At 67.3% G+C, this 26,514-nt stretch carries 30 protein-coding genes and 1 pseudogene; 13 read left to right on the plus strand and 18 right to left on the minus strand.

Annotated elements, in window-relative coordinates; translation table 11 throughout:
* Nucleotides 1–531, plus strand: a pseudogene (locus NMD1_RS04015) (chromosome segregation protein SMC); the annotation flags it as partial.
* 500 nt (nucleotides 532–1,031) lie between these two features.
* Here the strand turns inward: NMD1_RS04015 and soxR are convergent.
* Nucleotides 1,032–1,478: a redox-sensitive transcriptional activator SoxR gene (gene soxR, locus NMD1_RS04020; RefSeq protein ID WP_125953811.1), complete on the minus strand. Its 447-nt coding sequence runs from the start codon at nucleotides 1,476–1,478 to the stop codon at nucleotides 1,032–1,034.
* A gap of 94 nt (nucleotides 1,479–1,572) precedes the next feature.
* On the opposite strand from soxR, the gene NMD1_RS04025 reads away from it, so the two are divergent.
* A complete protein-coding gene (locus NMD1_RS04025) occupies nucleotides 1,573–1,950 on the plus strand; it encodes a VOC family protein (RefSeq protein WP_125953812.1) in 378 nt (125 codons plus the stop codon).
* Here the strand turns inward: NMD1_RS04025 and ubiA are convergent.
* Nucleotides 1,941–2,858 carry a 4-hydroxybenzoate octaprenyltransferase gene (gene ubiA / locus NMD1_RS04030; protein WP_125953813.1) on the minus strand — a complete coding sequence of 306 codons (918 nt, stop codon included), beginning with the start codon at nucleotides 2,856–2,858 and terminating at the stop codon, nucleotides 1,941–1,943. The genes NMD1_RS04025 and ubiA overlap by 10 nt on opposite strands.
* Before the next feature lie 75 nt (nucleotides 2,859–2,933).
* Here ubiA and NMD1_RS04035 point away from each other — a divergent pair, with 75 nt between their 5' ends.
* The 3 genes from NMD1_RS04035 (at nucleotide 2,934) to NMD1_RS04045 (ending at nucleotide 5,450) form a co-directional block, all read left to right on the plus strand.
* Nucleotides 2,934–3,683 carry a 16S rRNA (uracil(1498)-N(3))-methyltransferase gene (locus NMD1_RS04035; protein ID WP_125953831.1) on the plus strand — a complete coding sequence of 250 codons (750 nt, stop codon included), beginning with the start codon at nucleotides 2,934–2,936 and terminating at the stop codon, nucleotides 3,681–3,683.
* Nucleotides 3,684–3,758: 75 nt separating this feature from the next.
* Nucleotides 3,759–5,132, plus strand: coding sequence for a glutamate--cysteine ligase (locus NMD1_RS04040; RefSeq protein WP_125953814.1), 1,374 nt, complete (start codon nucleotides 3,759–3,761; stop codon nucleotides 5,130–5,132).
* Nucleotides 5,133–5,450 (plus strand): putative quinol monooxygenase, encoded by a 318-nt coding sequence (locus NMD1_RS04045; protein ID WP_233497348.1) that lies wholly within the window; start codon nucleotides 5,133–5,135, stop codon nucleotides 5,448–5,450.
* Nucleotides 5,451–5,454: 4 nt separating this feature from the next.
* On the opposite strand, the gene NMD1_RS04050 is transcribed toward NMD1_RS04045, so the two are convergent.
* From NMD1_RS04050 to NMD1_RS04070, 5 genes are all read right to left on the minus strand, one after another.
* Nucleotides 5,455–6,831 (minus strand): isoprenylcysteine carboxylmethyltransferase family protein, encoded by a 1,377-nt coding sequence (locus NMD1_RS04050; RefSeq protein ID WP_125953816.1) that lies wholly within the window; start codon nucleotides 6,829–6,831, stop codon nucleotides 5,455–5,457.
* 80 nt (nucleotides 6,832–6,911) lie between these two features.
* On the minus strand, nucleotides 6,912–8,282 hold the full coding sequence (locus NMD1_RS04055) for a PQQ-binding-like beta-propeller repeat protein (protein WP_375600787.1): 1,371 nt from the start codon (nucleotides 8,280–8,282) through the stop codon (nucleotides 6,912–6,914).
* 25 nt (nucleotides 8,283–8,307) lie between these two features.
* Nucleotides 8,308–9,093 (minus strand): tetratricopeptide repeat protein, encoded by a 786-nt coding sequence (locus NMD1_RS04060; protein ID WP_125953817.1) that lies wholly within the window; start codon nucleotides 9,091–9,093, stop codon nucleotides 8,308–8,310.
* A gap of 162 nt (nucleotides 9,094–9,255) precedes the next feature.
* Nucleotides 9,256–10,407: a glycosyltransferase gene (locus tag NMD1_RS04065; RefSeq protein ID WP_124811191.1), complete on the minus strand. Its 1,152-nt coding sequence runs from the start codon at nucleotides 10,405–10,407 to the stop codon at nucleotides 9,256–9,258.
* Nucleotides 10,404–11,264 (minus strand): alpha/beta fold hydrolase, encoded by an 861-nt coding sequence (locus NMD1_RS04070; protein ID WP_125953818.1) that lies wholly within the window; start codon nucleotides 11,262–11,264, stop codon nucleotides 10,404–10,406. Before NMD1_RS04070 ends, NMD1_RS04065 begins: the two co-directional genes overlap by 4 nt.
* Before the next feature lie 161 nt (nucleotides 11,265–11,425).
* Here NMD1_RS04070 and NMD1_RS04075 point away from each other — a divergent pair, with 161 nt between their 5' ends.
* Both NMD1_RS04075 and astD read left to right on the plus strand, forming a co-directional pair.
* On the plus strand, nucleotides 11,426–12,841 hold the full coding sequence (locus NMD1_RS04075; protein WP_125953833.1) for a protein adenylyltransferase SelO: 1,416 nt from the start codon (nucleotides 11,426–11,428) through the stop codon (nucleotides 12,839–12,841).
* A gap of 68 nt (nucleotides 12,842–12,909) precedes the next feature.
* The gene (gene astD / locus NMD1_RS04080; protein ID WP_125953819.1) at nucleotides 12,910–14,340 is read left to right on the plus strand and encodes a succinylglutamate-semialdehyde dehydrogenase; all 1,431 of its coding nucleotides are present in this window, start codon (nucleotides 12,910–12,912) and stop codon (nucleotides 14,338–14,340) included.
* A 20-nt stretch (nucleotides 14,341–14,360) separates the two neighbouring features.
* Here astD and NMD1_RS04085 read toward each other — a convergent pair whose 3' ends face one another.
* Nucleotides 14,361–14,594 carry a hypothetical protein gene (locus tag NMD1_RS04085; RefSeq protein WP_125953820.1) on the minus strand — a complete coding sequence of 78 codons (234 nt, stop codon included), beginning with the start codon at nucleotides 14,592–14,594 and terminating at the stop codon, nucleotides 14,361–14,363.
* Nucleotides 14,595–14,714: 120 nt separating this feature from the next.
* Complete coding sequence (locus NMD1_RS04090) at nucleotides 14,715–15,149, minus strand: glycine zipper 2TM domain-containing protein (RefSeq protein WP_199558065.1); 435 nt, start codon at nucleotides 15,147–15,149, stop codon at nucleotides 14,715–14,717.
* Nucleotides 15,150–15,346: 197 nt separating this feature from the next.
* On the opposite strand from NMD1_RS04090, the gene rarD reads away from it, so the two are divergent.
* Complete coding sequence (rarD, locus tag NMD1_RS04095; protein ID WP_124811195.1) at nucleotides 15,347–16,243, plus strand: EamA family transporter RarD; 897 nt, start codon at nucleotides 15,347–15,349, stop codon at nucleotides 16,241–16,243.
* A gap of 138 nt (nucleotides 16,244–16,381) precedes the next feature.
* Here the strand turns inward: rarD and NMD1_RS04100 are convergent, their stop codons facing one another.
* Complete coding sequence (locus NMD1_RS04100) at nucleotides 16,382–17,704, minus strand: dihydroorotase (protein WP_124811196.1); 1,323 nt, start codon at nucleotides 17,702–17,704, stop codon at nucleotides 16,382–16,384.
* 368 nt (nucleotides 17,705–18,072) lie between these two features.
* Between NMD1_RS04100 and NMD1_RS04105 the strand changes: the two genes are divergently transcribed.
* Nucleotides 18,073–18,609 carry a hypothetical protein gene (locus NMD1_RS04105; protein ID WP_125953821.1) on the plus strand — a complete coding sequence of 179 codons (537 nt, stop codon included), beginning with the start codon at nucleotides 18,073–18,075 and terminating at the stop codon, nucleotides 18,607–18,609.
* A 146-nt stretch (nucleotides 18,610–18,755) separates the two neighbouring features.
* Here NMD1_RS04105 and NMD1_RS04110 read toward each other — a convergent pair whose 3' ends face one another.
* Genes NMD1_RS04110 through NMD1_RS04120 form a run of 3 tightly spaced genes read right to left on the minus strand, consistent with a single transcriptional unit; the run spans nucleotide 18,756 to nucleotide 20,672 of the window.
* Nucleotides 18,756–19,052, minus strand: a complete 297-nt coding sequence (locus NMD1_RS04110) for a type II toxin-antitoxin system RelE/ParE family toxin (RefSeq protein WP_125953822.1) — start codon at nucleotides 19,050–19,052, stop codon at nucleotides 18,756–18,758.
* Nucleotides 19,049–19,330, minus strand: coding sequence for a type II toxin-antitoxin system ParD family antitoxin (locus NMD1_RS04115; RefSeq protein ID WP_125953823.1), 282 nt, complete (start codon nucleotides 19,328–19,330; stop codon nucleotides 19,049–19,051). Before NMD1_RS04115 ends, NMD1_RS04110 begins: the two co-directional genes overlap by 4 nt.
* 58 nt (nucleotides 19,331–19,388) lie before the next feature.
* Complete coding sequence (locus tag NMD1_RS04120) at nucleotides 19,389–20,672, minus strand: amidohydrolase family protein (RefSeq protein WP_125953824.1); 1,284 nt, start codon at nucleotides 20,670–20,672, stop codon at nucleotides 19,389–19,391.
* Nucleotides 20,673–20,887: 215 nt separating this feature from the next.
* Between NMD1_RS04120 and NMD1_RS04125 the strand changes: the two genes are divergently transcribed.
* Nucleotides 20,888–21,631 carry a folate-binding protein YgfZ gene (locus tag NMD1_RS04125; RefSeq protein ID WP_125953825.1) on the plus strand — a complete coding sequence of 248 codons (744 nt, stop codon included), beginning with the start codon at nucleotides 20,888–20,890 and terminating at the stop codon, nucleotides 21,629–21,631.
* 7 nt (nucleotides 21,632–21,638) lie between these two features.
* Here the strand turns inward: NMD1_RS04125 and NMD1_RS04130 are convergent, their stop codons facing one another.
* Complete coding sequence (locus NMD1_RS04130; RefSeq protein WP_125953826.1) at nucleotides 21,639–22,229, minus strand: TetR family transcriptional regulator; 591 nt, start codon at nucleotides 22,227–22,229, stop codon at nucleotides 21,639–21,641.
* A gap of 28 nt (nucleotides 22,230–22,257) precedes the next feature.
* Between NMD1_RS04130 and NMD1_RS04135 the strand changes: the two genes are divergently transcribed.
* Together NMD1_RS04135 and NMD1_RS04140 are read left to right on the plus strand one after the other, a co-directional pair.
* On the plus strand, nucleotides 22,258–23,154 hold the full coding sequence (locus NMD1_RS04135; RefSeq protein ID WP_125953827.1) for a metal-dependent hydrolase: 897 nt from the start codon (nucleotides 22,258–22,260) through the stop codon (nucleotides 23,152–23,154).
* An 88-nt stretch (nucleotides 23,155–23,242) separates the two neighbouring features.
* Nucleotides 23,243–23,629, plus strand: coding sequence for a VOC family protein (locus tag NMD1_RS04140; protein ID WP_125953828.1), 387 nt, complete (start codon nucleotides 23,243–23,245; stop codon nucleotides 23,627–23,629).
* Nucleotides 23,630–23,638: 9 nt separating this feature from the next.
* Here the strand turns inward: NMD1_RS04140 and NMD1_RS04145 are convergent, their stop codons facing one another.
* Nucleotides 23,639–24,091, minus strand: coding sequence for a helix-turn-helix domain-containing protein (locus NMD1_RS04145; protein WP_125953829.1), 453 nt, complete (start codon nucleotides 24,089–24,091; stop codon nucleotides 23,639–23,641).
* 56 nt (nucleotides 24,092–24,147) lie between these two features.
* Between NMD1_RS04145 and NMD1_RS04150 the strand changes: the two genes are divergently transcribed.
* Entirely contained in the window at nucleotides 24,148–24,756 is a 609-nt protein-coding gene (locus NMD1_RS04150) for an NAD(P)-dependent oxidoreductase (protein WP_124810903.1), read from the plus strand.
* Nucleotides 24,757–24,902: 146 nt separating this feature from the next.
* Here NMD1_RS04150 and NMD1_RS04155 read toward each other — a convergent pair whose 3' ends face one another.
* From NMD1_RS04155 to rplU, 3 genes are all read right to left on the minus strand, one after another.
* Nucleotides 24,903–25,478 carry a GNAT family N-acetyltransferase gene (locus tag NMD1_RS04155; protein ID WP_125953830.1) on the minus strand — a complete coding sequence of 192 codons (576 nt, stop codon included), beginning with the start codon at nucleotides 25,476–25,478 and terminating at the stop codon, nucleotides 24,903–24,905.
* Between the two features lie 263 nt (nucleotides 25,479–25,741).
* Entirely contained in the window at nucleotides 25,742–26,011 is a 270-nt protein-coding gene (gene rpmA / locus NMD1_RS04160; protein WP_124810905.1) for a 50S ribosomal protein L27, read from the minus strand.
* A gap of 23 nt (nucleotides 26,012–26,034) precedes the next feature.
* Nucleotides 26,035–26,331, minus strand: coding sequence for a 50S ribosomal protein L21 (gene rplU, locus NMD1_RS04165; RefSeq protein ID WP_124810906.1), 297 nt, complete (start codon nucleotides 26,329–26,331; stop codon nucleotides 26,035–26,037).
* Nucleotides 26,332–26,514 lie beyond the last annotated feature (183 nt).

A 26,514-nucleotide genomic window follows, 5' to 3' on the forward strand; every position in this document is an offset into this window, starting at 1 on the left:
GTGCATCGCCTGCGCGGATCGATCGGCAACCTCAACCGCGAAGGGCGCGAACGCCTGCGCGCCGCGTTCGAGGCGGTGGACGCCCATTTCCGCCGCCTGTTCGCGCGCCTGTTCGGCGGCGGCGAGGCGCATCTGGCGCTGGTGGACAGCGACGATCCGCTGGAAGCCGGCCTCGAAATCTTCGCCCAGCCGCCGGGCAAGCGCCTGCAGTCGCTGACGCTGCTGTCGGGCGGCGAACAGGCGCTGACCGCCGTGGCGCTGATCTTCGCGCTGTTCCTCACCAACCCCGCGCCGATCTGCGTGCTGGACGAAGTGGACGCCCCGCTCGACGACGCCAACGTCGAACGCTTCTGCGACATGCTCGACGCGATGGTCGGCGAAACCCGGACCCGCTACCTCATCGTCACCCACAACGCGGTGACGATGAGCCGGATGCACCGCCTGTTCGGCGTGACCATGGTGGAAAAAGGCGTCTCGCGGCTGGTCAGCGTGGACCTTGGCGCCGCCGAGGAACTGCTGGCGACGGCGTAGCGGCGTGGACAAATTCGGGCATGGTCGGAGCGACAGTTATCCGATGTTTTTCCGTGGGGCGGTACTTCCGGACACGACGATTAGATCAGGGGTTGGAAATATCCGGAATTGCGGCGGCAGTCGTCGGAGCGTGACGTCGGCACGCTGGCGGCGGCTATCGCCATCCCCGCGCGGAAACCGGCCTTGCCGGACACTGACGCGGTTGCGGTCATAAGTGGAAGATGAGAAGCTCAGCGAATGCTCGACGAACTGCTCATCGGTTTCTTCGGGGGGCTTATTGGAGAACGTCTCTTCGGTAAGTGGGCCCGCCGCCATCCTCGCCTTACGTACCTGATCTGTATACCGCCGCTCCTTGCTGTCGCGATCCTAGCCATCAGACAAATGCTGCGAAACTAACGTCTGCTTCCCCCGCCTCTCCTGCCGTTCAGCCCCTCGTTAGCGATCCCAAATAGCGGTCATTCCTCCACAGCGGAATGTACCCCCGCCCCAGGGCCAGCCAATCAGCCGTCATCCAGCACGTAGCGCGGCCCGCTTCCTTCCTCCCCGGCACGGTCCTCCGGATTGTAGAGCCGGCATCGCGCCAGGCTGAGGCAGCCGCAGCCGATGCAGGCGTCCAGCTTCTCGCGCGTGCGCTCCAGCGTGGCGATGCGGCGGTCGATCTCGCCCCGCAGCGAACGGCTGATGCGCGCCCAGTCACGCGCATTGGGCGTGCGCCCCTGCGGCAGCGCGGCCAGTTCGCGCTCGATCTCGGCCAAACCCAGCCCCAGCTTCTGCGCGATCAGGATGAAGCTGAGCCGCCGGATGTCCGACCGCAGGAAGCGCCGCTGGTTGCCGCTGCTGCGCACCGATTCGATCAGCCCGCGCTGCTCGTAATAGCGGATGGCGGACACGGCGAGGCCGGTACGCCGCGCCAGCGCGCCTATCGGGATCAGGTCGTTACGGTTCATGAAGCCATCGTATTCATAACTTGACCTCAAGTCAGCTTTAGATTGCATCGTCACGAGCATCGATTCGCAACCATCCCCGAAAGGACACAGAACGATGCAGCCCGCCCGCCTTGAACACGTCAACATCACCGTCAGCGATCCCGAACGCATGGCATCGTTCCTGTCTCGGCTGTGCGGGTGGGAGGAACGCTGGCGCGGCCCTTCGCAACTGGGCGGCTGGACCATCCACGTCGGCAGTGCCGATACCGACTATCTCGCGCTGTGGACGCCCGACGAGAAGCGGCCGATGCGCTTCGCCAAGAGCCTGCCGCTCAACCATGTGGGCCTGCTGGTAGACGATCTGGACGCGGCGGAGCGCACCGTCATCGAGGCCGGACTCGTGCCGTTCAACCACGCGGATTACGAACCCGGCCGGCGGTTCTACTTCTTCGATTGGGACGGCATCGAATTCGAAGTGGTCAGCTACACCTGACCGGCCGCACCCACCACCAGGCAAGCCGCCGCCATGAGCAGGCCGGCAAAACGGTTCGAGCGAAACCGCGCCAGGGCGCTGTCGCCGTCATCCGGCCGCAGCGTCCCGGCCTGCCAGGCGAGATGCGCCGCCACGGGCAGCAGAGCCAGCAGGGCCACGGGATCGGGCCGCACCAGCCACACCGCGCCGCCCCAGCACGCCACCGCCATGGCATAGAGCGCGCCCACGCCCGCCTTGACGTGCCGGCCCAGCGACAGAGCGCTCGATCCCACGCCCACGAGCGCGTCATCCTCGCGGTCCTGGCAGGCGTAGATCGTGTCGTAGCCCATGCACCACGCCCAGCAGCCCGCGTAAAGCAGGCCCAGCCCGCCCAGCCGGTCGAACCCTGCCACTTCCACCCAGCCGACCGGCGCGCCCCAGGTGAAGACCAGCCCCAGCCACGCCTGCGGCCAGCCGGTGATGCGCTTCATGAACGGATAGGCCGCCACCAGCGCCAGGCTGCCCAGCGCCACCACCTGCGCCTGCCAGCGCAGTTGCAGCAGGACCACCAGCCCGATCAGGCACAGCACCAGCAGCCACACCCACGCCGCTTTCGCCGAAACGCGCCCGCTCGCCACCGGCCGCGCCGCCGTGCGCGCCACCTGCCGGTCGAGATCGGCATCGACGATGTCGTTATAGACGCACCCCGCCCCGCGCATCGCGATCGAGCCGAGCAGCAGCCACAGCACGATCGGCCAGCGCGCGGCTCCCCCCGCCAGCAGCACGCCCCAGGCGCAGGGCCAGAACAGCAGCCACCAGCCAATCGGCCGGTCGAACCGCGCCAGCAGCGCGAAATCGCGCAAGCCCGGCGGCAGATGCGCAACGAGGCCGCGAAGTTCGCTATCGGGAACGATCTGTGCGGAGGTCATGGCGACGCTATAGCACCTCGTCTTTCCCGGGAAAGCGGGGATGACGCAGGGCGCGTGCGGCGATAAGGAACCATGATGCCCGCCACCCCCGCCTGGCCCCCACGCAGCGCGCCGCGCCTGTTCGTCGAAACGCCCCTGCGCGAAGGCATGACCCTGCCGCTGGACGGGCCGCAGGCGCACTATCTCGCCAAGGTCATGCGCGTGACGCCGGGCGATGCGGTGATGCTCTGCGACGACAGCACCGGCGAATGGTTGGCGCGCGTGACCAATGCGGGCAAGCGCGACGTCATGCTGGAAATCGAACGGCGCCTGCGCCCCCGCGAAGCGGTGCCCGATTTCTGGCTGTGCCCCGCGCTGCTCAAGAAACCGAACTTCGACCTCGTTCTCGAAAAGGCGACCGAACTGGGGGTCGGCACGGTCCGCCCCATGCTGACGCGGCGCTGCGTGGCGGACAAGCTCAACCCCGAACGTGCCCGCGCCATCGTGACAGAGGCGGCGGAGCAATGCGCGCGCACCGCGTTGCCCGTGCTGGCCGATCCAGCAAAGCTGGAGGCGCTGGTGCGCGACTGGCCGGCGGAGCGCGCCCTGTTCTTCGCCGACGAGACCGGCGGCGCGCCCGCCGCCGCCGCCTTTGCCGCGCATCCCGGCCCGGCCGGGCTGCTCACCGGCCCCGAAGGCGGGTTCGACGATGCCGAGCGCGCACTGATCCGCGCCCATCCCGCCGCCGTGCCCATATCGCTTGGCCCGCGCATCCTGCGGGGGGAAACCGCGGCCATCGCGGCTACCGCGCTGTGGATGGGAATTTCCGGCGACTGGAACGGCTGAGCCTTCCATTTTCGGGATAGTGTATTTCCGATTTCGCGCTGGCCAGAAGGCCTTGCAGGCACTAACGGAACGCGCATGAGCACGCGGCAAGTTTCAAATAGCAACGATCCCGTCATCGAAAGCCGCGAGCAGCTCGTGGCCCCCATGCAGCGCGGTGAAAAACCACGCGAAAACTGGCGGATCGGCACCGAGCACGAGAAGTTCGTCTATAGCACGCGGGATTATCACGCCCCTTCCTATGCGGAACAGGGCGGCATCCGCGACCTGCTGATGGCGCTGACCGAATACGGCTGGGAGCCCATCATCGAAGGCGGCAACGTGATCGCCATGGGCGGGGCCGACGGCACCGTCAGCCTGGAGCCGGCAGGGCAGTTGGAGCTCTCCGGCGCGCCGCTGGAAAACCTGCACGAAACCTGCGCCGAAACCGGCCGCCACCTGGCGCAAGTGAAGGCGATCGGCGACAAGCTTGGCATCGGCTATCTCGGCCTGGGCCTGTGGCCCGACAAGCGCCGCGAAGACCTGCCGATCATGCCCAAGGGCCGCTACGAGATCATGCTGCGGCACATGCCGCGCGTCGGCTCGATGGGCCTCGACATGATGCTGCGCACCTGCACCATCCAGACCAACCTCGATTACGCGAGCGAGGCGGACATGGTGCAGAAGTTCCGCGTCAGCCTGGCCCTGCAACCGCTGGCGACCGCGCTGTTCGCCAATTCGCCGTTCCTCGAAGGCAAGCCCAACGGCTTCCTCTCGTACCGCAGCCACATCTGGTCGGATACCGATCCGGCGCGCACGGGGATGCTGCCGTTCGTGTTCGAGGATGGCTTCGGCTACGAACGCTATGTCGACTACATGCTCGACGTGCCGATGTATTTCGTGTTCCGCGACGGCAAGTATATCGACGCCGCCGGCCAGTCGTTCCGCGATTTCCTGGATGGCAAGCTGCCCGCGCTGCCCGGCGAAAAGCCGCTGAAGTCGGACTGGATCGACCATCTTTCCACCGCCTTCCCCGAAGTGCGGCTCAAGAGCTTCCTCGAAATGCGCGGCGCCGATGGCGGCCCGTGGAGCCGCATCTGTGCGCTGCCCGCGCTGTGGGTGGGCCTGCTCTATGACCAGACCGCGCTCGACGCGGCCTGGGATCTGGTGAAGGACTGGGACATGGACGGGCGCGAGCGCCTGCGCTCCAGCGTGCCCAAGCTGGGCCTCGACGCGCCCCTTCCGGGCGGCGGGACGCTACGTGACATCGCCGGCGAAGTGCTGCGCATCGCGCGCGCCGGGCTTTCGGCGCGCAACCGCCTCAACGCCGCCGGCGACAACGAAACGGGCTACCTGCTCCCGCTCGACGAGATCGTCAGCACCGGCAAGACTCCGGCCGAACGGCTGCTCGATCTCTACCACGGCGAATGGAGCGGCGACGTTTCCAAGGTCTACGCCGTCAAGAGCTTCTGAATGGGGAGAACAAGCGCGATGATTCTGGTCATGGGCAGTTTCCGCCTGCCGGCGGCGAACTTCGACAAGGCGCTGCCGATGATGGCAAAGGTGATCGCCGCCACGCGGGCCGAAGACGGCTGCATTCTCTATGCCTATTCGCGCGACGTGGCCGACCCCGAAGTGATCCGCGTCAGCGAGAAGTGGCGTGATCGCGCGGCGCTCGACGCCCATTTCAAGACCGCGCACATGGCGGCCTGGGCGCAGGAACGCGCCGAACTCGGCCTCTCGGACCGTGACATCCGCATCTTCGAGACCGACGAAGGCATCCCCGTCTGAGCAGTTATTCGGCCGGCTGAAGCTCGACCCGTGCTGGCATCACACGGCGGCGCAGGCGGTTGAACGCACTGGTCAGCAGGCCGTGCTCATCCATCCACGCATGATAGGCGCGGTACTTGGGGTCCGAGGCGAGCAAGTGCTTCTCCTCGGTCTTGGCCCGCCAGTAGTAGACCGCGCTGACCAGCCCCAGCGTGACCGTGTTGCGCACCGCGTCGGTCATCGAATGGTTTACGGTCAGGAACGGCAGCGAGGCCAGCCACCAGTAGGCATTCTTGGATACGTAGGCGGGATGGCGGGTGATGGCGTAAGGCCCATTGGTGAGCACGCCGCGCCAGGTGAGGTTGGAAAAGCGCAGGCCGAACGCCACGGTCGCCCAGGCATAGGCCGCGGTCAGCAGCACCAGCGCCGCCCCCCATATCCACAATAGCGTGGTGTGACCCTGCAGCCAGAAGTCCCACTCCGCCCCGTTGGCGCGATAATCGAGCACATCGCCACCGCCCATCAGGATGAACGGCGGATAGCAGATCAACGCCGAGAGCCAGCCGCCGAGATAGGGGTTTGCCGTGCGGATCTGCGCATCCAGCGGCTTCATCGTCAGCAGATAGCCGACCATGGCGATCTGCACGTCGACCATGAACATCGTCTCGATCGTCAGGCCGGCTATCCGCACCGGATCGTGGACCGTCAGCGACCAGTCCGCCTGGACCACGGCAGCGAACCCGCCGGGCAGGATCGAGATCATGAAAGCGCAGAAGAAGCCCTTCACCGTCCACGCGCGCAAGTGGTGATAGACTTCCTCGCGCGCATAGGCTTCGCGCCCCATCAGCATCGCGCCGAAATGCCACGCTCCGTCGCGCGGGTTCACCAGCACGCGATCGAGCCACAGCACATAGGGGACGGAGCCGAGGAACAGCAGCGGGGCGATGGTCTCCAGCACGTCCATCGCGAACAGGTACTGCCCGCGCCAGTACCAGCGCCCCAGGCAATAGACGAAGCCGATCAGCGTCCACGTCGCCCACAGCCCGGCCAGCTTGGTGATCGCAATGTCCATCACCTCGCGCAAGGGACGGGGGCTGGACCAGTCGATCCCGGTGGAGGCGCGACGGTGGACCTTGTCGACCAGCAGCGAATAGAGCACCATCGGCGTGCCCGAGAAAAGCAGCGCGAGAAGCGCGGCGGAAGGCCCCACCATCGGTTCGCGCGGCCCCGGCAGGCCGAACATGTCGGCGATGGCGGGCCAGTTGCGGCAGACCAGCACCCAGAACGCCAGACCGGCAAGCCCCGACAGGCCGACGCCAACGGACACATCGCTGTCCGGCCGGCTGGCCGGAACGAAAGGGGCTTGGGGCCGTGTTTCGGCCACGGAACCGTGCGCGCTCATGCGCGGCAGGTTTAGCTTTCAAGCATGAGCAAAGCGTAAAGGCCGGCCGGCGCCAGCCTTATGCCTCGTCGGCGGCCCGATCAGCGAAACGCCGTGATCCGGCCATTGTTGTCGAGGATATAGAGCGTCTGGTTGGCGACCACCGGCGGCAGCGATACCGCCCCGGAAACCTTGCCCCATTCGCTCGCCGTTCCGTCGGTGACCGACAGGGTGAACACTTCGCCGCGCGAATTGGCGACCCACAGGCGATCGCCCGCCAGCACCGGGCCGGTCCAGAAGATCGGGTTGGTCTTCTTCTTCTCGCTGCCCCAGCGGCGCAGCTGGGTCAGCCAGCGCACCTTGCCGGTGCCCTTGGCGATGCACAGCAGCTTGGCTTCGTCGGTCAGCGTGAAGATCCATTCGCCGGCGATGGCCGGGGTGGAAATGCCCGCAAGGTTGAGTTCCCACACGCGCTGGCCGGTAACGAGTTCGTAGGCGGCCATGCGCCCGCCCTGCCCCAGCGCATAGACGCGGCCACGCTCGATGATCGGATCGGCGTCGATGTCGGTCAGCGTCGAAACGCTGGTGGCGATGCTGGTGCGCGCCAGCGCATCGGACCAGAGCTGGCGGCCGTTCTCGTAGCGGTAGGCGACCAGTTCGCCCGAGCTGTAGCCGGCAACGATCGTGCCCTGCCCGGCAGCCGGCGCGGCCACGCCGAACACGCCGGTCTGCGCGACCGAGGCGGATTCGTTCCAGAGCAGCGCGCCGTCCTCGATATTGAGCGCGACGATCTGGTTGTCCTGCGTCATCACATAGACCGCGCCGAAGCTGACCGTCGGCGACCCGCGCAGCGGCCCGGCCGGCTTGACGCGCCACTTGATCGCGCCGTCCTTGGCATCGAGCGCGGCAACTTCGCCCAGGCCCGTCGTCACATAAACGCGGCCCTCGTTGTACGAGGCGCCACCGCCGAACACCGAACCGCCGTTTTCGGGCAGCTTGAAGCCCGCCCGCCACAGCTCCTTGCCGGTGTTGGCGTCCATCGCGCGGACCATGCCTTCGGTGTCCATCACGAACAGCTTGCCATCGCCGATCACCGGCGAGGCGGCCAGTCGCTGCTTGACCGAGGAACCAGCGATATTGGCGCTCCACAGGCGTTGCGGCGTGGCACCGAGCGCAAGGTGGCCATAGGACTTGCTGGCCGTGCCACCGCCCTGCGCCCATTCCGTGTTCACTTCGGCCGGCGGCAGCACCACCTGCATGCCCGAAATCGCGGTATCGACCTTGGTGCCAGCCTCGATCCGCGAAAGGATCGGCACGCGCTGCCCCACCGTGGGCGTGGTCTTGACCTTGTGCTTGCCCGCACACCCGCCGACCGCGACCGCCAGGGCGATCACCCCGGCCATGCCTGCGCGGCGAACCAGCCGGCGGCGCGCGGCAATGCCGCCATGTTCCTGCACCGGATTGCGCATCATCCCCGTCATCCCCGTCAAACTGGTGTTACTGGGCGCCGGCGTCGGCCGGCCCCTGCTGTGCCTGGCCCTGCGCAATCAGAGCTTTCGGATCATCGATGGTATCAACGCCCAGCGTGCCCGCCAACTGGCGCGCGCGTTCGCGGATCGAGGCCGGAACGGTCTTGTCCTTGGCCATTGCCGCGAACAGCGGCCCGGCCAGATCGTTCTTGCCCTGCTTCAGGTAGGCGACGCCGAGCAGTTCGCCCGCGCTGCCGAACCAGGCATTGCCCGGCACGGCCAAGGGCTTGAGCCGCTCCACCACCTTTTCCGGCGGCAGCTTGTCCATGGTGATCGCCACTTCGCGGATCGTGGCGAGATCGCGGTAAGCCTGCGGCGCGCTCTGGTCCGCGGCGACGGCGGCGAGCAGCTTCGCGGCATCATCGGTCTTGTTCTGCTGCGCGGCGATGCCGGCCTGCGTCAGCTGCGCGGCCGCGCGATAGCCCGGTCCGCCATCCTTCACCAGCGGCGCCATGCTGTCGCTGCTGGTCTGCACGCGGCCGGCTTCGAGCTGATCGAGCGCGATCGTCATCCGTTCGCCCTGTTCGCCCGCGACCGTGGCCTTGTGATAATCGTACCACAGCCAGCCGGCCAGGCCGACCAAGCCCGCCACCACCAGCGCGCCCACCGGCTTGCCATAGCGGCGCAGCGCATGAAACAACTGGTCCTCGCGCAGCGCATCGTCGACTTCGCGCAGGAACACATCGCCTTGCGCGGCCTTGCGTTCGGCAAGCTGATCGGAGCGGGACTGCGGACGGGTAGGACGAAGGGCCAAGGCTGCGCTTTCGGCGGTCAGTTAACGGAAGTGCCGGGTGTTTAGCGGATAGACCCGCCTTTTCAACGGGAATGATTCTGGAATTCCGTGGGTGAACGTCCGGTGAAGCGGGAAACACTTGGTAATCATGGCCATCGCCCGCTCCACATAGGGGAATACGCGTCAGGGAAACTGGGCGACACCGAGCACCCCGCCATAGAGCGCGGCATAGCGCGCCACCATCGCCGCCTCGTCGAATTCCGCACGTGCCCGCACCTGGTTTGATGCCCCGATCCGGCGGCGCAGCGCTTCGTCCCAGGCAAAGGCGGCCAGCGTCGCTTCCAGCGCGGCCTCGTCGCCCGCCGGCGTGATGAAATCGCGGTTCTCGTCCGAAACGATGTCGCGCACGTCGCCCACGGCGGGGCTGGCGATCGGCAAGCCCGCCGCCATCGCCTCCACCACGGACAGCGGAAACTGCTCGCTGTCGGACGAGAGCGCGAAAATATCGAACAGGCCGATCGCCTGTGCCGGATCAGCCACATGCCCTGGCAAGTGGACGCGATGCCCCACCTCCAGCGCGATCGCCTCGGCCACGATCGCCTCGCGGTCCGGCCCTTCGCCCACGATCACCAGCTGCCATTCGGGCGGAAGGGCACGAAAGGCGCGTACCAGCCGGCGCAGGTTCTTCACCGGGCGCAAGCCTGCCAGCGTGCCGACCCACTTTTCGCCAGGCCGCTTGACCACACGCGGCAGCGCATCGCGCTTGGGCTTGCGATCATAGGCGGCTGTGTCGATCCCGTTGGGAATGCGGTGCACCTTGGCGGCGGGCTGGTGCCACGCCTGCAGCGCCACGCCTTCCAGCTGGCGCGACGGCACCACCAGCGCGCTCGCGCGGGCCAGCGCCACGCGGCGATACCAGTTGCGCGTGGGCTTCAGCTTCTCCGCCTCGTCGGCATTGAACCCGTCTTCGTGGTGGACCAGCGGCGCCAGACCCATGGTGGGGCCGAACAGGGCGTGGGCCATCACCGCGTCCATCGCGCCCCAATTGTAGGTCAGGATCAGGTCGAACCCCCGCATCGCGCGGGCCAGCGTCTGCAACCGGCGCACGCCGAACCGCCCGGCCAGCGGCGGGAAGCCGAACGGGGAATGCGCGGAAATGCCCTTGGCGATATGCGCCATCGCGCCCATCGCGCCGGGTTCGGCCGAAACGATGCTGTGGTCGATGGCGGGGCCGAAGCGGTTGATCAGCGCCACGCTGCGGCGCTCCTTGCCGCCCGCACCGAACGTCGAATGCAGGTGCAGAAGGTGCAGGCGCCGTCTGCCGCCGTCGCTCATGAGACCTGGGCGAACAGCCGGTCGATCGCCGCGATCGCTTCCGGTTCGTCCAGCGTAGGTGCGTGGCCGACGCGTTCGATCGTCACAAGCTCCATGTCCGGATGGCGCGCGACCATCCGGTTCGCGGTACCGGCGGAAAGGATGTCCGACAGGGCGCCGCGCAGCAGCAGGCCGGGCCGCCCCGCCAGCGCATCGAACAGCGACCACATATCCACCTGCGGCGTCGCGCCGGCCGGCGCGTCGAACGGTTCGGCGATCTTCATGTCATAGTCGAACGCGATCCGTCCGCCGCTGCCCAGCGCCATCACGCGCTTGGCATAGCGAAGCCAGTCGGGCACGCCGTAATCGGGATAGACATCGGCCTGGCTTTCCTGAAGCGCGCGCGCCGCGTGCATCCAGGTTTCGAAATTCCGGCCCTGCCCCACGTATTCGCGGATGCGTTCCAGCCCGGCCTCTTCCACTTCAGGACCGATATCGTTCAACACGAATCCGGCGATCCGGCTGTTGTCCCGGCCCGCCAGCAGCATCGTCAGCAAGCCACCCAGCGACGTGCCGACCGCCACGAACCGGGCGACGCCGTGCTGTTCCAGCAGCAATTCGACATCGTCGAGATACTGCGCCGGGTTGTAGGTCATCGGGTCCTTGGCGTAATCGCTGTCGCCCCGGCCGCGCATGTCCGGACAGATGACCCGCCATTGCCCGGCAAGCCGCGCCGCCACATCCTCGAAATCGCGCGCATTGCGGGTCAGCCCCGGCAGGCAGAGCACTGGCGGCTTGTCGTCCGGCCCCGGAAAATCCCGGAAATGCAGGCGCAGCCCGTCGCGGCTGGACCAGCTGCGATTCTCGAAATCCGCCATCGCCTGAAAAACCGTTCCTTGTTCAACGCCCCCACGCGATCCGCGCCATAAGCCGAACATCCGCCCGGCTCAAACACCATTATCCCGTATCCGCGCCCAATATCCCGCATCCGCAAGCAGACCCGCTTGCCTGCGGATCGCCCAGCGACCACTATCGCTTGATGCAATCCAACCCGCAAGACGCGATCTACATCCCTGATCCCCATATCCTGTCGCTGGCCGACTGGCTCGGCGATCCGGTGGCGCCGGCAGACTTCCCCGGGACCACCCTGCGGTTCCGCAACGATCGCGCAGCGCGGGAGGTAGGCCTGGCCGGTCTCGACGACACGGCATGGATCGCGCATTTCGGCCGCTTCGCGCCATTGCCCGGCAATCTTCCGCAGCCCCTGGCGCTACGGTACCACGGTCACCAGTTCCGCGTGTACAACCCCGAACTGGGGGACGGGCGCGGCTTCCTGTTCGCGCAGATGCGCGACGGGCGCGGCCGGCTGATGGACCTTGGCACCAAGGGTTCGGGGCAAACGCCATGGAGCCGGCAAGGCGATGGTCGCCTCACGCTGAAAGGCGCGATGCGCGAGACGCTGGCGACGGAAATGCTCGAAGCGCTGGGCGTCAATACCAGCCGGACCTTCTCCGTGATCGAAACCGGCGAATCGCTATGGCGCGGCGATGAGCCTTCCCCCACTCGCGCCGCGGTGCTGGTCCGGCTCAGCCACAGCCATATCCGCATCGGCACGTTCCAGCGGCTGGGGATGCTGGATGCGCCCGCCGAGATGGAACAGCTCGTCGATTACTGCCTGGCCAGCTTTCCCGGCCCCGCCCTTCCCCCCGACGCGCCCGAGCCGGACAACAAGGCGGCACGGCTGCTGCACCAGGTGGTCGAACGCATGGCCGACATGGCGGCGAGCTACATGGTCGCCGGCTTCGTCCATGGCGTGCTGAACACCGACAACATGAACGTGACCGGAGAGAGCTTCGACTATGGTCCCTGGCGCTGGCTACCCACGTGGAATCCCGCGTTCACCGCCGCCTATTTCGATCACTCGGGTCTCTACGCCTTCGGCCGCCAGCCCGAGGCGATCCACTGGAACTGCGGGCAGCTTGCCGTCGCGCTGCGCCTGCTTTCGGAAGCCCCGCCGCTGATAGCGGCGCTGAACCGCTTTCCCGATCTTTACCAGCAGGCGATGGCACGGCGCTGGTGCTGGCGGCTTGGCGTGGAGCCGCGCGGGCTGGAGGAAGACAGCGCGCTGATCGGCGCCTGCGAAGCCGCGATGGTGGCGCAGGGGATCGGGCCGGACGCCTTCTTCTTCGCCCATCGCGGCGGGCGTGGCCCGTTTGCGGACGACGATGCGGGCGCGGCGCTGAAGGAGACGCTTGGCCCATACCGGTCGACGGTCGACGATCACCCCTACTGGTCCGACGAAGCCCCGCAATCGATGCTGATCGACGAAGTGGAAGCGATCTGGGAACCGATCGCCGAAAAGGATGACTGGACGGCATTGCACGCCAAGGTCGCCGCCGTCCGGCGCATGGGGGAAGCGCTGGGCGCCGCCCCGGCCCCGCGCGGTCATGCTTGACCGGCTTGAAAATATGGTAACCAATTTCCTGCTAGGGCGTTGCCGATAAAGCAAAAGCGAATGAACCGATGACCGCTCCTTCCGGCAACGATGCCGAGATCGTCTCCTGCGAGCCCGCGACCGGCGCCGAACTGTGGCGCGGGCCGGTGGGTGATGTGGACGCGGCCGTCGATCGGGCGCGGCAGGCGTGGTCCACATGGGCCGCCCAGTCGCTTTCCAATCGCGTGGAACTGTGCCGGCGATTCGCCAACGAAGTCCGCAAGGAGCAGGAGAACCTGGCAGCGCTGATCGCGCGCGAAACCGGCAAGCCGCTGTGGGAAGCCCGCGCCGAGGTCGAAAAGGTCGTCGCCAAGGTCGACATCTCGGTTCGCGCCTATGCCGAACGGTCCGCCCAGCGGAAGTTCGACAGCGCGCTGCAAGGCACCGCCGCGCTGCGCCACAAGCCGCACGGGGTGATGGCGGTGCTGGGCCCCTACAATCTTCCGGCGCACCTGCCCAATGCCCATATCATTCCCGCGCTGATCGCGGGCAATGCGGTAGTGTTCAAGCCATCGGAAAAGGCGCCGGCCACGGGCGAACTGCTGGTGCAGTGCTTCCACCGCGCCGGCATTCCCGCCAATGTGGTGCAACTGCTGATCGGCGGCCCGGATCAGGGCCGGGCGCTGGCCGAACACGATGGCGTGGATGGGGTGCTGTTCACCGGCTCCGCGCACACCGGCATCGCCATAAACCGGCGTCTGGCCGGCAACCCGGGCAAAATGCTTGCGCTCGAAATGGGCGGGAACAACCCGATGGTGGTGTGGAACACGCCCAAGATCAGCGATGCGGCAGTGCTTGCGATCCAGTCCGCCTTCGCTACTTCGGGCCAGCGCTGCACCTCGGCCCGCCGGCTGATCGTGCAAGGTTCGCTGTACGAACCGCTGATCGACGAGATGAAGCGTCTGGGCAGCCGGCTGATCGTCGGCGCGCCGTTCGATGAACCGCAACCGTTCATGGGACCGGTCATCGACAACGAGGCCGCCGACGGGCTGACCGAAAGTTTCGTCTATCTGCTGTCGAACGGCGGGCGGCCGATCCTGCACATGCGGCGGCTGCGCGAAGGCCTGCCGTTCCTGTCGCCGGCCATGATCGACGTGACCGACATGGCCGAGCGGCCCGATGTCGAACTGTTCGGGCCACTGCTGCAGGTGATCCGGGTCGACGATTTCGACCAGGCGATCGCGGAAGCGAACCGCACGCGCTTTGGCCTGACGGCCGCGCTCGTCGGCGGATCGCCCGAGGAATACAACCAGTTCTGGGCCAATGTCCGCGCCGGCGTGATCAACTGGAACCGCCCGACCAACGGCACTTCGCTATCGGCGCCGATGGGCGGGGTCGGACTGTCCGGCAACCATCGCCCGAGCGCCTATTACGCGGCGGACTATTGCGCCTATCCCGTGGCGTCCGCGGAGATGGAGCAACCGCGCGCCGGCATGGGCGTGGGCCTGCGCGACAACTGAAGCCGGACAGCGGCTGGCGCTCAATCGTGCCGGTCGAACTGCACCAGAGCGGTATCGACCGGGCCACCGGGAACGACGGCCTGGTTGCGCAGGTTCCGCTGCGAAAGGTCGGGGTCCACCATCAACTGGCCTTCCAGCGCCTGCGCCATGACCGGATCGTCGGCGTCCGCACGGCGCGGGCCATCGTCCTGCGCGCAGGCGGCAAGCGCGAACGGCGCGGCGAGCAGCGCGATGACCGGCAAGGGACGAACCATGCCCCCGCCTTGCCCCCGCCATGGTTAAGGAAGCGTTCGCCGGAACGCGAAAGGGCGCCCCGGCCATTCGCCGGAGCGCCCCTGCTCTGCCCATGGTGCGACCCGAAGGGCGGCAGGATTTCAGCGGCAGCGCGATCCGCTGCGGTCGATCTCGCGCCCCAGCAGCGCGCCACCGGCGAGGCCGAGCACGGTGCCCACGGTGCGATCCCCGCGCCCGGCAATGCCGCGCCCGATCAGCGCGCCCGCCGCGCCGCCGATAAGCAGGCCGGTGGTGCCGTCCGAACGGCGGCAGTAATAGCGTCCATCACGCCCGCGCCACGATGGGCCGCGGTAGTAATCGCGCCGGCCGGCATCACGGTAATAGCCGCGATCCCCACCACGCCAGCCTTCATGCCAGCCGCGATCTCGGTGATTCCAGCCTTCACCCAGCGCATCCGCCACCGATGCCACGGGCGTTGCGGGAGCCGCCGTCACCGTGGCCGAAGCCGGCGCGGCAAGCGCGAGGGTGGCGGCGGAGAGGGCGGCGGCGATCGCCGCCCGGGTGATGATTCTCATGTCCGGTCTCCTGTTCGTGCGGCCTTTCGCGAATAGGACCCGCGCGGCCGTTGCAAAATTCGGTACCGATACGGACCTGAATAGCGGGCAACCGTTCCGTCAGACTTCGTGAAACAGGATGAAACGAACCGTCACATCGGCAAGCCGTTGAATATTTTGTGCTTGGCCGGCGCGCTCGCCAATGCGAGAGGCACTGTATGCCCCCGTCTAACTCCCACCACCGCGCCGGCCTGATGACCGCGGTTGCCGCCTATGTGCTGTGGGGTTTTCTGCCGCTGTTCTTCCATGCGCTGCGCCACGTGCCCGCGATCGAGCTGGTGGGCTGGCGCGTGCTGTTCACGCTGCCGCTGTGCCTTGCGATCGTGGCCGCACGCGGACAGGCGGCGGACGTCCGCGCGGCGCTGGCCGACCGCACGGTCCTGCTGCGCCTGTGCGCCAGCGCGCTGCTGATCGGCGCGAACTGGCTGCTCTATGTGATCGCCATCAACAGTGGCCACGTGCTTGCCGCCAGCCTTGGCTACTACATCAACCCGCTGCTTAGCGTGCTGCTGGGCACGATCCTGCTGGGCGAGCGGCTGACGCGTACGCAGTGGACCGCCGTGGCCATTGCCGGGCTTGGCATCGCGTTGCTGCTGGCCGGAGCGATCGAGATGCTGGGCATCGCCCTCGCGCTCGCCGTCAGTTTCGGCCTCTACGGATTCGTGCGCAAGCTGACCCCGGTCGGCTCGGTGCCCGGGCTTACGATCGAAACCTCGCTGCTTTACCTGCCGGCCATCGTCCTGGTGGCGTGGCAGGCGCGCAGCCCCGCAGGATCGAGCCTGGGCCTCGATGCCGGCACCACCATCGGCCTGTTCGCCTCGGGCCTGGTGACGGCGGCGCCGCTGCTGCTGTTTGCGGTGGCGGCGCGGCAGCTGGATCTTTCGACGCTGGGCTTCGTCCAGTTCATTTCGCCCACGCTGGCGTTCCTGCTGGGCATCTTCGTGTTCGGAGAGCCGCTCGATCCCGTGCGCCTCGCCTGCTTCGTGCTGATCTGGACCGCGATCGCGCTGTTCAGCTGGGACATGCTGCGCCGCCGCCAGCGCGCGCCAGCCTGAACTCCCGTCAGAGCCTGACACCATCGCCATGCCTCGTCATTGCGAGGGGCGAAGCCCCGCGGCAATCCAGAGCGACCCACGCTGGACTCTGGATTGCTTCGCTGCGCTCGCAATGACGATGGAATGCCAAAGACGGCCCTACAGCGCCGCCGCGAAGCGCAGCTTTTCGCCCGTGGCGGCATTGGCAAGCTGGCGTTCCCACATCACGCGGTGCCCGCGCACGATGGTCCCCACCACCTGCCCGGTCAGCTCCATGCCGGTATAGGGCGACCAGCCGCAGCGGCTTTGCAGCCAGTCCTCGGTCACCGTCCACTTCGCCTTGAGATCGACCACCGAGAAATCGGCGTCATAGCCAGTGGCGATGCGGCCCTTGCCAACCAGGCCGAACAGGCGCTGCGGCCCCGCGCTGGTCATGTCGATCAGCCGCGCCAGCGTCATCCGCCCGGCGGCGACGTGATCGAGCATCAGCGGCAGCAGCGTCTGCACGCCGGGCATCCCGCTGGGGCTGGCGGGATAGACCTTGGCCTTCTCCTCGATGGTGTGCGGCGCATGGTCAGACCCGATCACGTCGGGCACGCCCTGCCGCAGCCAGTGCCACAGCCCGTCGACATGCGCGCCGGAGCGGATCGGCGGGTTCATCTGCGCCCAGGTGCCAAGGCGCGGATAGGCCTCCTCCCCGCGCAGCGTCAGGTGCTGGGGCGTGACCTCGCACGTCGCCACATCGCGGTGCTGCGCGATCAGTTCCAGTTCGGCCGGCGTGGTCACGTGCAGGATATGGATCGGCCGCTTCGCCGCGCGCGCCAGCCGCAGGATGCGCTGCGTGGCGAGCATCGCGCTTTCATCGTCGCGCCACACCGGATGGCTGGAAGCATCGCCTTCGACGCGATGGTCCTTGCGCGCGTTCATCCGCGCCTCGTCCTCGGCATGGATCGCCACGCGCCGGCTGCCGTGGGCGAGCACGCGGGCGAGATCGGCGTCCTCCGACACCAGCAGGCTGCCGGTGGAGGCGCCCATGAAGATCTTGACGCCGGCGGTGCCGGGAATGCGCTCAAGCTCGCCCAGATGCTCGGCGTTCTCCGCCGTCGCACCGACATAGAAGGCATGGTCGCACCACATGCGATGGTGCGCGCGGGCGAGCTTGTCGGCCACGCGATCGGCGGTATCGGTGTTGGGATTGGTGTTCGGCATTTCGAACACCGCCGTCACCCCGCCCATCACCGCCGCGCGGCTGCCGCTTTCAAGGTCTTCCTTATGCTCCAGCCCCGGTTCGCGGAAGTGGACCTGGCTGTCGATCACGCCGGGCAGCACGTCCAGCCCGGTGCAATCGATCCGCTCCGCCGCGTCCGGATAAGACCCCACGCCCACGATCTTCCCGTCCCGCACCGCGACATCCGCGACGACCGGCCCGGACGGCGTGTGGACCGTGCCGTTCGACAGGACGAGTTCGGGGGCGACGTTCATCGAAGGCACTCCAAAGCTGAACAAGTTGACACGGTCCAAGGCAAGACCGTCCACCGCCCGCCGCTGCGTTTATGGCGAGGGACGGAACGGGTGGGAGGCGGCGTCATGCGCGCTGCTTTGCCATAGGTGGGGGGATTAGGACAGGGGGTGTTGGAGGGGGTGTGGGTGGGCGTTCTGGAACCGGGGCCGGATGCGCGCGCGCTCTGAAAATACGCCCGGCTACACGGAGGTTGCCAATAATAAGCCTACACTTCCACCGATGGAGCGAGTTTGGCTCTTTCTCCTTTTAATAAAATGGCCCTTCAGCCGTTTTCAGGCAGGAAAACCCGGTTCCGGACTTTGATCGAAAGTAACCGCAGGAGGCTAAATTGGCAACGATTGGGGCACTTACACCGTCACTCCGGTACACGGATCGAGTCGCTTATGCTCAGAAGGTCGCGGATTCATCCAACGGCCAATTTACTGTTGATGACATAATGAAGGAGGAGGCGGAATCGGATCGGATTAAGTTGAGCGCATCTGAATCGATGGAGGCTTACCGCGCCGGCAAGGGAACATATTTAGGTCATTCGGTAGGCAATAAAGTTGTCTGGAGACCGGATCTGTACGCACAACAGATTAGCGAAGCCCGCGCAAGTCGATACGAGTACTATGCCAACATGAGCGGGCCGGTGAATATCGAGGCGATTGACGTCGATTCTGCTGTTACCGCGCAGGGAAACCTGACCGGAGGGGATCTCAAGAACCTTTCCACTTATGCGGATTATCTGCGTAACGAGGTGGCGGCTGCCACGCAGGTAAAACCCGACGCGACAACCTTCACTGGAGCATGGGGCAAAAACGTCACCCATGACGTGAACGAGTACGTCGGTTGGCTCATGCAGGCAGTCCAGCAGAAATCTTGAGCAAACACCTGGATTTCCCTTGTCCTGAACGTGGACTTATGGGTCGATCCCTATGGATAGCCCGCTTCCTTCTGGTGGCTGACGGCCATGATCGCCACCGTCTCGCCATCGAGGCGATAGAGTGGGGATGCCGGTTAGACCTGCACTCAATTCAACTGCAGGACGGCGTCGTAATCCTGCCCCGGCCCGATGATCCGGTGGATGAAGATGCGATCCGGCTCGACCGAATAGAGAATGCCGTAGCCCTTGTGCGAGCGCCGCCTGATCCCGTGCGGTTCGTAGCGCGGGACCAGCGGGAAGGCGCGGGGCATTTCGATCAGGCGCTTCGCGGCATCGCGCAATTCGTTGACGAACGAGATCGCCCGCGCGGGGTTGTCTTTCTCGATATAGTTCCGGATGCCTTCAAGGTCATGTCTCGCCCTGGTGGACAGCGTGACCTTCATCGGGGCGGTTCACCGCCCGCCGCTTGCCGGATGTCGGCCGTGATCGCGTCGCACACGTCATCGAGATCGTGCCCGCCGCCGGCCTTCATCTCCCGCAGGCTTTCGTCGATCGACGCATCGAGTTCCTTCAGCCAGCGCTCTTCATCCACGATCGCGCTTTGATCGCGCCGGATCAGGTCGCGCACGTAGTCGCTGACGCTGGCATACTGGCCGCTGTCGATACGGTTCTGCACATAGTCCCGCATGGGATCGGGCAGGGAAACATTCATGGTAGCCATCGGGCGATACCTCCGATGACTATATGGCAAAAATTGCCAAGAACTTCAACCCCGGCCGCTACCTTCCCCCCTTCCACACCTCCCCGTCCTTCATCACGAACCGCACCTGCCGCAGCGCGGCGATCGTGCGGGTGGGGTCGCCTGCCACGGCGACGAGGTCCGCCAGCAGGCCGGGCCTGATCGTGCCCAGGCGGTCGTCGAGGCCGAACAGCTTCGCGTTGCCCGCGGTCGCGGCAAGCAGCACTTGCGCGGGGGGCATGCCGGCGGCGGCCATCAGTTCCGCCTCGCGCGCGTTGTCGCCGTGGGCGAAGACGCCGACATCGCCGCCCACGCAGAACGCGACGCCGGCCGCGCGGGCGCGGGAGAAGGCGGTGCGCGCTTCCTGCACCATGGGCGGCGCCGGCTCCGCCCCGTTCCAGCCGCGATAGCGCGCGATCGCGTCGGTGGCGGCGAGCGTGGGGCAATAGCCGGTGCCGTGCTGCTTCATCAGCGCGAAGACTTCCGCCGTGCCTTCATCGCCATGTTCGATGGTGTCCACCCCGGCCAGCACCGCGCGGCGCATCCCTTCCGCCGTGCCGGCATGGGCGGCGACCTTGCGCCCGGCGCTGTGCGCGGCCTCCACCGCCGCCGCCATTTCCGCCTGGGTGAAGGTCGGCCGGCTCGGCTCGCCCGCGCCCCAGCGGTAATCGGCGTAGAGCTTCACCACGTCCGCCCCCGCGCCGATCTGGCGGCGCGCGGCGGTGACGAGCGCCGGCCCGTCCGCCTCCTCCGCCCCCAGCGGCACGGCCACGCCCGGCTCGAACCCGCGCGGGCCATAGGCGCCGGGCGCGACCAGCGCGCGCGTGGCCACCAGCATCCGGGGGCCAGGCACGATGCCCTGCGCGATCGCCTGCTTCAGCCCGACATCGGCATAGCCCGCGCCTTCGGTGCCGAGATCGCGCACGGTGGTGAAGCCAGCCATCAGCGTCGCCCGCGCGGAAACGGTGGCGCGCGCGGTGCGCAGCGCCAGCGGCTCGTGCAGCACCTGATCGTCCCACGGCGTTTCGTTGTAGGGGTGGAGGAACAAGTGCGAATGCCCCTCGATCAGGCCGGGCAGCAGGGTGGTGCCCGGCAGATCGATCACCCGCGCGTCGGCCGGGGCGGCGATGGCGGGGCCGACCGCCTCGATCTTGTTGCCGCGCACCAGCACCTGCCAGCCGCGGTGCGGTTCCGTGCCGGTGCCGTCGAACACCGCGTCGGGCTTGAGCAGATAGGTGCCGCGCGGGGCTTCCTGCGCGGAAACGGGAAAGGCCAGAAGGGCGGCGATGAGGGCAAGCAGGGGGCGGGAGAACGGGCGGGGCATGGCGGGACTTCCTCTCGTCAGGCGGCGATTTGAGCGGGCGCGGAGGGAAAGTCCAAGCCCTAAATCGCCGGGCGCGGGAGGGGATTTCCGTATTCTCCCCTCCCGCGTGCGGGAGGGGTATCCCTTGCTCTCCCCTCCCGCACGCGGGAGGGGCTGGGGGTGGGCATCGACCGCACCCTCTTGATTCCGCCCGCGCTGGCCTCCAGATTCGGGGCATGACCGCCACCCGCCTGTTCGACCGCGCCGTGCTCCGCCTTTCCCCGCAGGAGGCGGGCGAGGACGTGGCCGGCTTCCTCCAGGGCCTCGTCACCAGCGACATGCACGGGCCGTTGCCGGTCTGGGCGGGGCTGCTGACCGCGCAGGGCAAGGCGCTGTTCGACTTCATCGTGTGGCGCGATGGCGATGACCTGCTGATCGACTGCGAGGCCGGCGCGGCCGAGGCGCTGGCGAAGCGGCTTTCGCTCTATCGCCTGCGCCGCAGGATCGCCATCGCGCGCGACGATGCGCTGGCCGTCCACTGGCGTGCGGGAGAGGGCGAGCACCCCGATCCGCGCCTTGCCGCGCTGGGCCAGCGCTGGCTCGCCCCCGCCGATCCCGCCGACCAGCCCGCCGACGCCATGTGGCGCGCGCACCGGCTGGCGCTGGGCGTGCCCGAAGGCGCGGACGAACTGGGCAGCGACAAGACGCTGTGGCTGGAAACCAGTGCCGGCGATCTCAACGGCGTGAGCTTCACCAAGGGCTGCTACGTGGGGCAGGAGAACACCGCGCGGATGAACTGGCGGCAGAAGGTGAACCGCCGGCTGGTGGTGGTGCCGCTGGACCGCTCGGACGAAGCCCGGCGGCGCGTGGCCTATCCCGACCTCGGCCTCGCCGTGGACCACCTGCGCGTGGAAGACCTGCCCGCCGACCTCGCGCCCGCATGGATGGGGCTGGCAGCGGAAGGGGCCGGGGAAGACTGACCCGCCGCTAACCCTGCTGCTGCACGATGCCGGCGCGTTCGGCCGCCTCGACCAGCATCGCCTCGGCATGATCGCGCGCGGCGGTGCGCGGCAGGCCCAGCGCGGCGGACAGCGGCCCGCCCATCTGCGCGTCCCCCAGCGCCATCAGCGTGAGCGTGAGCGTGGTGGCATGCATCTTCGCCGCCTCCGGCTCGTTCAGTTCGGTGACGAGATCGTGGATCGCATCGACGATCGGATCGAGCGCGTCCTCGTTGCCCGAAAGCAGCATCCACGAGGCGAGCGCGCCCGCGCCCTCCTTGTCAAAGGCATCGAAGGTCAGGTCCACCACTTCGCGCGGGGAGCCGACGCCGGAGCGCGTGGCGATCACGGCTTCGGCGATCGTGCCGCAGATGGCGGAGGCCAGATGCGCCGCCAGCGCCTTCTGCAAGCCCGAGGCCGAGCCGAAGTGATGCAGCAGGTTGGCGTGCGTGCGCCCGATTCGCGCGGCCACCGCCTTGAGCGTGACCGCCTGTGGACCGGCTTCGATCAGCAGCGCGCGCGCGGCTTCCAGCGCGGCAATGCGGCTTTCCTCGGGGCTGAGACGCTTCCTTATTGACATTGATGTAAGTTACTATACCTTGAGCCGCATGAACGCAATCACCGATCCCATCGCCGTAGAACGCGCCGTTGCCGAGGGCAAGGTTGCGCCTACCCCTTCCGACCTCACCATCACCGTGCGCGACCGGCGCTTCGGGCGGGACGAGAAGCCCGGCCGCTGGTGGCTGGCGAACGATCCCGTCGCCACCGCCTGGCACAACGCGCTGTCCGCCACCTTCCCGCGCGGCGAAGCCTTCTTCATCGAAGCGGTGAAGGCCCATCGCGATGGCGTTCCACCCAAGCTGGAGGCGGAGATCCGCGCTTTCGTGAAGCAGGAAATCAACCACACCCGCGAACACATCGTGTTCAACCGCGCGGCCAGCGAAGCCGGCTACGACATCGACAAGATCGACAGGCGCGTGGAGGAAATGCTGGCGCTGACCAAGGACCGCCCGGTGATCCTGAACCTGGCCGCGACCATGGCGCTGGAACACTACACCGCGATGATGGCGCACGAGTTCCTGGCCAACCCAGCGCACTTCGCCGGGGCGGAGCCGGAAACCGCCGCGATGTGGCGTTGGCACGCGATCGAGGAAATCGAGCACAAGGGCGTGGCCTACGACACCTGGCTGCACGCCACGCGCGACTGGAGCCGGTGGAAGCGCTGGAAGGTCAAGTCGCTGATGATGCTGGTCATCACCAAGAACTTCCTGACGCACCGCGTGGAAGACACGCTGGACCTGCTGGCGCAGGACGGCCTGACCGGGGCGAAGTGGAAGTGGCGGCTGACTGCCTACCTGCTGGGAAAGCCCGGCGTGCTGCGCCGCATCTTCCCGGCCTGGGCCAGCTACTTCCTGCCCGGCTTCCACCCCTGGCAGCATGACGACCGCAAGCTGATCAACAAGGCCGACAGCGAATTCCCCGACGCGCGGCTTTCGGCAGCCTGAAATCGGGACGACGGAGACGCCACTCCTTTGCCTTGCCGGACCGCGCGCCTAAGCTGCTGCGGATTCGGCAAGGGTGGAGAGTACCGGCATGATCGATCATATCGGCATCGCGGCGAAGGACTACGCCGCCTCGCGCCGGTTCTATGACGCCGCGCTGGCGCCGCTGGGCATCACCCCGATGATGGAACTGACCGCAGCGGAAACCGGCGGCTACGAAGGCGTCGGCTATGGCCGCGACGGCAAGCCGTTCTTCTGGGTATCGAGCGGCGGCCCCAATGGTTCCGGCGTGCACATCGCCTTCACCGCGCCCACGCGCGCTCTGGTCGATGCCTTCCATGCGGCAGCCATGGCGCACGGCGGGCGCGACAACGGCGCGCCGGGCCTGCGCCCGCACTATCATCCCGCCTACTACGGGGCCTTCGTGTTCGATCCCGATGGCGTCAACGTGGAAGCGGTGTGCCATGCGCCGGAATAGACCGGCGCTTCAGCTTTCGGCCGTTTCCCGCCGGAGATCGTAGGCGCGCTGCGCGGCGGCGACTTCGACCATGCAGGTTTCCGCCCATTCAAGCATCGAGCGGCAGGCCGCCATCAGGCCGCGCCCCAGCGGCGCGATGCTGTAGGTGACGGTGACCGGCACCGTCGGCTCCACCGCGCGCAACACCAGTCCGTCGCGCTCCAGCGAGCGCAGCGTCTGCGACAGCATCTTCTGCGAAATCCCGCCGATGCGCCGCTTGAGTTCGCTGAAGCGCAAGTCCCCCTCGCCCAGCAGCAGCAGGATCAGCACGCTCCACTTGTCGGCAATGCGATCGAGCAGCTGCCGCGTGGGGCACTCGGCGGCATAGGCATTGCCGCGCCGATCATGGGCGCGCCGCCCATCACCACGAGGGGCGAGCGTTACCGTGAGGTGACCTGGTATGGAATCCGTGCGTTCTTGCATGGAGAGTTTCCATAGCGCAGCTGGTATCCATTGGAAACCACGCAAGGAGACAGGCCATGGCCATTGCAGTTCTGGGCGCCAGCGGACGCGCGGGATCGGAAATCGTGAAGGAGCTGGTCGCGCGCGGCCACGAGGTGATCGCCATCGCGCGCAAGCCCGAAGCGATCCCCGCGCTGCCGGGCGTGACCGCCAAGGCGGGCGACGCTGCAGACCCGGCCGCGCTGGCCCCGCTGATCCGGGGCGCCGACGCGGTGATCAGCGCGATCCACTTCGACGTTTCCGCCGCCACCCTGCTCTCGGCGCTGAAACAGGCCGGCGTCGGCCGCCTGCTGGTTACGGGCGGCGCGGCCAGCCTGGAAGTGGCGCCGGGCGTGCGGCTGATCGATACGCCGGAGTTCCCCGAAGCGTGGAAAGGCGCGGCGCAGGGCGGGATCGCCTTCCTGGACGCGCTGAAGGGCGAGACCGAGATCGACTGGACGTTCTTCTCGCCCGCCGCCTTCATCTTCGAAGGCCCGCGCCTTGGCACCTATCGCGGCGGCAAGGACCAGCTGGTGACCGACGACAAGGGCGAGAGCCGGATCAGCTTTGCCGACTATGCCATCGCCATGGTCGACGAGCTGGAACAGCACCGCTACCCGCGGGCACGGTTCACCGCCGGGTATTGAGTTGCCGATTGCATCCTTTGCATGCAAAGGCCGCTGCCCACCCCCAACCCCTCCCGCACGCGGCAGGGGAGCGAGACTTGCACCGCCGTCGGCGGTGTTAGTCGCAGCGGGGTGGGCTTTCCACATCCGCCCTTATCCCACTGCCCCTAGGCGGCGCGCATCACCTCGATAGAATCACCGGCATCGCCGCCTTCGCTCCCGCCGTTCACCGGCGCGGCAAGGTGCAGCACATAGGCCGCGGATGGCGCCGCCCCGCGCCGCGCAAGGCTGAACCTGGGACGGACATCGCCGGTGGGCACGAAGCCCGCCTTGGCAAGCACCCGGCCCGACGCCGGGTTATCGAGAAAGTGGTGCGCGCCAAGCCGGCGGTGCCCCAGCGTGGGCGCGAGCGCGAGGACCGCCCGCACCGCTTCCGTCGCATAGCCCCGGCCCCAGTGCTGCCGCGCGATCCAGTATCCCAGTTCGGCCCCGCTGTCCTGGTCGGCCAGCCCCACGCAGCCGATCAGCTTTGCCCCGGTCGCGCCGGGCAGCGTCACGAAAAAATGCGGGTAGCGCCGCGCCTGCGGCTGACTGGCGAAGGCGCGCGCGTCGGCCGGGCTGTAAGGCCAGGGCGCGCGAGCAAGATTGCGCACGACCGATTCGTCGTCGATCAGCGCCAGAAGCTCGGCCCAGTCCTCGGGCCAGCCTGGCCTCAGGAACAGGCGTTCGCTGCGAATGAACATGGCACATCTCCTTCATCCGCCCCTCACGCGCCCACTAAGCACATGAAGTGACAGCATTGTTTCGCGTTGCGCCGGAACGATGCGGAATCGCGCCATGCAGGCGGCCATGGGCCACCCGCGCGGTCATCCGAATTTCCGATGCGGCGGGATGAGGGAGAAACAAAAAAAGGGAGACGGGTCGGCCCCTCTCCCTCGTTCGGCCGGTCTTTCTGCGAAGACCGGCGGGGCCATCCCGTCAGGATGGCCCTTTATCGACCATCCGATTACTCGGCGGCTTCCGCCATGGCATCGACCGACACGTACTTGCGGCCGAGTTTGCCGGCGTGGAAGCGTACGCGGCCTTCGGTCAGCGCGAACAGGGTGTGATCCTTGCCGATGCCGACGTTGGCGCCCGGGTACACCTTGGTACCGCGCTGGCGGATGATAATGTTGCCGCCGATCACTTCCTGACCGCCGAACTTCTTCACGCCAAGGCGGCGACCAGCCGAATCGCGACCGTTACGCGAAGAGCCGCCTGCTTTCTTGTGTGCCATCTCGTCTTACTCCGGATCTCGAATCAGGCCACGGACACGATGCGCAGCAGGGTAAGCTGCTGGCGGTGACCGTTCTTGCGGCGATAGTTGTGGCGGCGGCGCTTCTTGAACACCACGACCTTTTCCGACTTGGCCTGCGCGATGATCTCGGCCGAAACCGTGATCTTGGCCGCGTCAGCCAGTTCGCCGTCCTTGCCCGCAAGGAGGACGTCACCGAGGGTGATCGTTTCGCCGGCTTCACCCGCCAGCTTCTCGACCGCGATCTTGTCTCCGGCGGCCACCCGATACTGCTTGCCGCCCGTGCGCACTATTGCGAACATGGTTCTACTATCCGTCTTTCAAGTCTGCCCGTCTTCACGTCTGCTCGCCAGACCCCGCACGAATCGGCGGATAGCGGGCAACACACCGGCACCCCACCGTGGGCAGGGTCCCGGAAAGAGAGGCGCGGATAGTCCAAGGTCGCCCGCCTGTCAACGCGAAAGGCCGATGCGGCGGGCGGGAAA

The sequence above is a fragment of the Novosphingobium sp. MD-1 genome (assembly GCF_001014975.1).
GTDB lineage: Bacteria > Pseudomonadota > Alphaproteobacteria > Sphingomonadales > Sphingomonadaceae > Novosphingobium.